Annotated in this window: 5 protein-coding genes; 2 read left to right on the forward strand and 3 right to left on the reverse strand. The window is 65.3% G+C overall.

Annotated features, from left to right (window positions below; all coding sequences use genetic code 11):
• Positions 1–965 (reverse strand): acyl-CoA dehydrogenase family protein (locus tag VMR03_RS08940; protein WP_325404347.1); only part of this gene is annotated, 965 nt, incomplete at its 3' end.
• A gap of 55 nt (positions 966–1,020) precedes the next feature.
• Entirely contained in the window at positions 1,021–1,938 is a 918-nt protein-coding gene (locus tag VMR03_RS08945) for an oxygenase MpaB family protein (protein ID WP_325404349.1), read from the reverse strand.
• Between the two features lie 111 nt (positions 1,939–2,049).
• Here VMR03_RS08945 and VMR03_RS08950 point away from each other — a divergent pair, with 111 nt between their 5' ends.
• On the forward strand, positions 2,050–2,673 hold the full coding sequence (locus VMR03_RS08950) for a helix-turn-helix domain-containing protein (protein WP_325404351.1): 624 nt from the start codon (positions 2,050–2,052) through the stop codon (positions 2,671–2,673).
• Between the two features lie 48 nt (positions 2,674–2,721).
• On the opposite strand, the gene VMR03_RS08955 is transcribed toward VMR03_RS08950, so the two are convergent.
• A complete protein-coding gene (locus tag VMR03_RS08955; protein ID WP_325404354.1) occupies positions 2,722–3,930 on the reverse strand; it encodes an acyl-CoA dehydrogenase family protein in 1,209 nt (402 codons plus the stop codon).
• Between the two features lie 209 nt (positions 3,931–4,139).
• On the opposite strand from VMR03_RS08955, the gene VMR03_RS08960 reads away from it, so the two are divergent.
• On the forward strand, positions 4,140–4,855 hold a 716-nt coding region (locus VMR03_RS08960; protein WP_325404356.1), incomplete at its 3' end, for a cation:proton antiporter.

The following is a 4,855-nucleotide window of genomic DNA, read 5'->3' on the forward strand; positions in this document are numbered from 1 at the left end:
GTCTTGAGCATCGAGGAGGCGGGGCCGGGGTTCTTGCCGCCCGCGAGCTCCGCCATCACGCGATGCTCGGTCACTTCCATCGCCTTCACCGAAATCTCCGCCTCGTCGAGCCGGCGGCGGAAGGCCGGATCGTCGATCAGCCGCGCCCCATCCGCGCGTTCCTCGCTGGCGATCGCGCGCACCTTCTCGACGCCGACCGAAAGCCCCGCCGCGTAAGCGCCGCCGCGCTCGAATTCGAGCAAATATTTCGCCACCGTCCAGCCTTCATGCTCCGGCCCGACGCGGTTCGCCTTCGGCACGCGCACATCGTCGAAGAAGACCTGATTGACCTCGTGCTCGCCGGCCAGCGTGATGATCGGCTCGACCTTGAGGCCGGGCGTGTCCATTTCGAGCAGGATGAAGGTGATGCCCTCCTGGGGCTTGCCGTCCCATTTCGTGCGCACGAGGCAGAACATGCGATTGGCGAAATGCGCATGCGTCGTCCAGATCTTCGATCCGTTGAGCACGTAATCGTCGCCGTCCGACACCGCGCGGAGTTGCAGCGAGGCAAGGTCCGATCCCGAGCCCGGCTCCGAATAGCCCTGGCACCAGTAGTCCTCGCCCTTCAGGATGCGCGGTAGGTAAAAGGCCTTCTGCTCCGGCGTCCCGTATTTCATCAGCACCGGCGCGCACATGCGCAAGCCCATCGGCGAGAGGTTCGGCGTCCCCGCCCGCGCGCATTCCGACGCCCAGATATATTTCCGCATCTCGCTCCAGCCGGTGCCGCCATATTCGACCGGCCAGGCGGGCGCGACCCATCCCTTTTCGTAGAGGATCTTCTGCCAGGCGAGGTTCCACTGCTTGTCGGTGAAGACGCTCGTCGTGAGCTTGCCCGCCTCCTTCAGCTCCGGCGTCAGCTTCTCGTCGAGAAAGGCGCGCACCTCGTCGCGAAACGCCGCGTCCTCGCGCGTGAAATGAAGATCCATTTTCCGCCCTGTTGTTTTTCGTGCGCGACGCTGCGTCAAGCGCCGCGGTGCCTCGTCAATTCGGATAGAGGCAGTCTGTCGAAACGTCCATTCGGCGGCAAGCCAGTTCGGCTGGGCTGTTTCCGCTGCGCCGGGCGACGAAGCGCGCGGTCGCCGAAAGCGCGCCGATGGCCGCGCGCACGCCGCGCCGCCCCAGCGGATGCGTGACGCGGACGCCGCAGGCCTTCCGCATTTCGTCCGTGAGAAGATCGATTCCGCCCTGCGTGATCAGGCGCTGCAGCGGCTGTCCGGCGCGGCCGAACGGCGTCGCCTCGCCGACGATCTTCAGGAATTCCTGCACCGTATCGTTGGCGTAGAGCTTCGGCAGCATCGTGGCCATGTAGGCGTCGACCTCGTCGGCACTGGTCGGCACCCATTCGGCGCCGAAGCCTTTGCCCTTGATCTCGCCTTCCCGATAGAAGCGGTCCTGGTCGGCGCGGCTGAGGTCGGGGTCGGCATAGCGGATATAGGCCTGCAGAAATCCCCATGCCGCCGTTACATGGACCCATGTGAGCAGCGCCGGATCCATCGCGCGATAGGGCCTGCCCTCATGCGTCTCGCCGCTCACGCGCTCATGCATGCGCGTCACGCGCTCGAAGGTCATGCGCGCCGCCTTTTCCGGCCCATAGGTCACGGCCATCGCCGCTTCCGCCGTGTTCCGCATGCGCTGGATCGGATCGACCTTGAAGGTGGAATGGTCCCACACGCCCGCCCGGACCGAAGGCTCCGCGAGTTCGAGGATCACCGCCGCGATGCCGCCCGTCGCCTTGGCGACTGGGTTATGAAAGACCTTCCAGGCGAGCGAACCCGGCCCGCCGAGCCCGGGGTCGCCGACGGGCTCCAGATAGTTGATGCGCAGGCCGCGCGCGGCGGACTTCGGCGCCCGCGACGGGGCATCGACGGTCTCGAAAGCGTGGTCGTGCAGGGCGGGCATGGAATCTCGTGCTCGTTTTGAAGAATGGGATGGCTTATTCTAATCCAAGTAATTGCTCGGAAAACTCGGATTGGCGGGCCCGGTTCCGGCCCGGGCGGGGGGCTCTTTCAAGTGACTGGATTCAAACCGAAAAAATGGCCGAAACAGGCTCGCTCGAAGGCAAGCTTCGACGCCGTGATCGAGGCGGCTGCTCGGCTTTTGGCCGAAAGCGGCTACGAGGCCCTGACGACCAACAGGATCGCCGAAAGGGCGGGGGTTTCTATCGGCACTCTTTATGAGTTTTTCCCCGACAAGGAGACGATCGTCGCCGTTCTGGCGGAACGCCAGATGGCGCGCATCGTCGAGCGGATGCGGAAGGCCTTTGCCGACATCGGTGATATCGGGCCCTGGCGCGGCGTCATCCATTTGACGGAAGCCGCGGTCGCCGTCATGGCGGAGGACCGCGATGTTCATCGCGCGTTGCTCAGGCAGATTCCCTTCGTCGCGCATCTTCCGGCGGTGACGGAGGCGCGCATGGCCATGCTCGACCTCGCCCAGCAGGTCCGCATCGCGGCGGGAGACCGCCTCGATCTGCCGATGCCGGAGGAGGACGCCTGGCTGATCGCGCAGATGCTCTACAACACCATTCTCGAAATCGCGCTTCTCGACGTGCCGCCCGCAAAGAAAAAGCAATTCACTCGCGAACTCGCGCGCCTCACCTACCGCATGGCCGTCGGTCGCGATCCGATGGTGTGAACGGTCATCCCGGTCGAAGCCGGGATGACGCAGGTATGTGAAGCGGACCTAAAGCCCCAGCACGGCCTTCGCCATGATGTTGTGCTGCACTTCGTTCGAGCCGCCGAAAATCGTCTGCGCCCGCGTGTTGAGATATTTCGGCATCACCATCAGCGTATGCGCCGGCCCCACGGGCGCGACGTTCGAGCCCCAGGTGCGGGCTTCCATCACGTCCGGTTCGGCGTAATAGGCGATCGCCTCGACGCCGAGTTCGGTGATGCGCTGGTTGGTGTCCGCGCCGGTGAGCTTGATCATCGAGGCGGCGGCGCCTGGGTTCTGCCCGTTCGAAAGCTGCGACATGATGCGGTGCTCGGTGAACTCCACCGCCGTCACCTGCACCTCCGTCTCGTCGATCTTGCGGCGGAAATTCGGATCGTCGATCAGCCGCGCGCCGCTGCCGGCCTGTTCCGTCGAGGCGATCGTCTTCAGGCGGTTGAGCGCGTTGCGCAGGCCCGCGCCGTGGGCCGCGCCGCCGCGTTCGAATTCGAGCAGATATTTCGCCACCGTCCAGCCGTTGTTTTCCGCGCCGACGAGGTTCTTTCTCGGCACACGCACATCGTCGAAGAACACCTGGTTCACTTCGTGGTCGCCGGCGAGCGTGATGATCGGCTCGACCTTGATGCCCTTGGCGTGGAAGTCGTCGATCAGGATGAAGGAGATGCCCTCCTGCGGCTTCGCCTTGGGGTCCGTGCGCACGAGGCAGAACATCTTGTTCGATTGATGCGCGCCCGTGGTCCAGAGCTTGGTGCCGTTGATGACGTAATCGTCGCCGTCGGCCACCGCCCGACATTGCAGCGAGGCGAGGTCCGAGCCCGAGCCCGGCTCCGAATAGCCCTGGCACCACCAGTCCTCGCCCCTGAGGATGCGCGGCAGGTAATAGGCTTTCTGCTCCGCCGTGCCGTGGCCCATCAGCGTCGGCCCGACCATGGAGAGCCCCATGTTGGAGCCGGCGGGCGCCCCCGCCGACGCGCATTCCGACGCCCAGATGAAGCGCTGCATCACGTTCCAGCCCGGCCCGCCATATTCCTTCGGCCAGCTCGGCGCCGCCCAGCCGCGCGCATGGAGCCGTTTCAGCCATTCCACGCGCAGGTCCTGGTCGGCGAGAATGCCCGGCGTCAGCCGCGCATGGGCCTTCAGTTCCTCGGTCAGGTTTTCCGTCAGAAAGGCCCTCACCTCGTCGCGAAAGGCGACGTCCTCGGGCCGCATGGCGAGATCCATGATGCTTCCTCCCTGGTTTCCGGCGACATTCTGCGTTTTTTCTCGTCTGCCGGTTCTTTTCCCTACACTATAGGCGCGAGCCAATACCGGTCCAGAAGTCGGTCTGTTCATTCGCCGCCTGCCCCCCGTTCGTTTGCGGGCGTCGGACGGCGGCGGGCGGGCTTGTGCCGGTTCCACCGCCCCTCAATCGTCAGGCCTCACCCCCGCCCATGGAATTTGCCAACCACATCATCCTGATCACGGCGGCGCTGATCACCTTCTCGATCTTCGCCGGCGTCCTGTCGTCGCGGATCGGCGCGCCGCTGCTGCTCGTCTTCCTCGCCTTCGGCATGCTCGCCGGAGAGGACGGTTTCGGCGGCATCAGGTTTCAGGATTTTCGCCTCGCTTACCTTACGGGGTCGCTGGCGCTCGCCGTCATCCTCTTCGACGGCGGACTGAGCACGACCCGCGAGCAATTCTCCCATGCGCTCTCGCCCGCCGTCGTGCTGGCGACCCTCGGTGTGGCGATCACGGCGGCGATCGTCGGCGCGGCCGCACATTACATCCTCGGCTATGGCTGGCTCGAGGCGCTGCTCATCGGCGCCATCGTCGGCCCCACGGATGCCGCCGCCGTCTTTCTCCTCCTCCATCTCAGGGGCCTCCGCCTGAAGCCCCGCGTCGGCTCGGCGCTGGAGGTCGAATCCGGCCTCAACGATCCGATGTCGATCTTCATGACGCTGGCCCTTGTCAGCCTCGCCGCGCATGGCTTTCCCAAGGGCGGCTGGAGCGAGACGGCGCTGACGCTCGCCTATGATTTCCTCTGGCAGATGGGCGGCGGCGTTCTCTTCGGCCTGGTCGGCGGTCAGATCGTGCTCCGCGCCGTCAACCGTCTCAAATTCTCGGCTGGCATCTATCCGATCTTCGCCGGTGCGCTGGCCCTCGTCGT

It is taken from the genome of Parvibaculum sp. (genome assembly GCF_035511255.1).
In the GTDB taxonomy this organism is placed as follows: Bacteria; Pseudomonadota; Alphaproteobacteria; order Parvibaculales; family Parvibaculaceae; genus Parvibaculum.

Excerpts from the sequence above, each read along its gene's own strand:
- VMR03_RS08945 (WP_325404349.1), bottom strand. The coding sequence starts at position 1,938 with ATGCCCGCCCTGCACGACCACGCTTTCGAGACCGTCGATGCCCCGTCG.
- VMR03_RS08955 (WP_325404354.1), bottom strand. The coding sequence starts at position 3,930 with ATGGATCTCGCCATGCGGCCCGAGGACGTCGCCTTTCGCGACGAGGTG.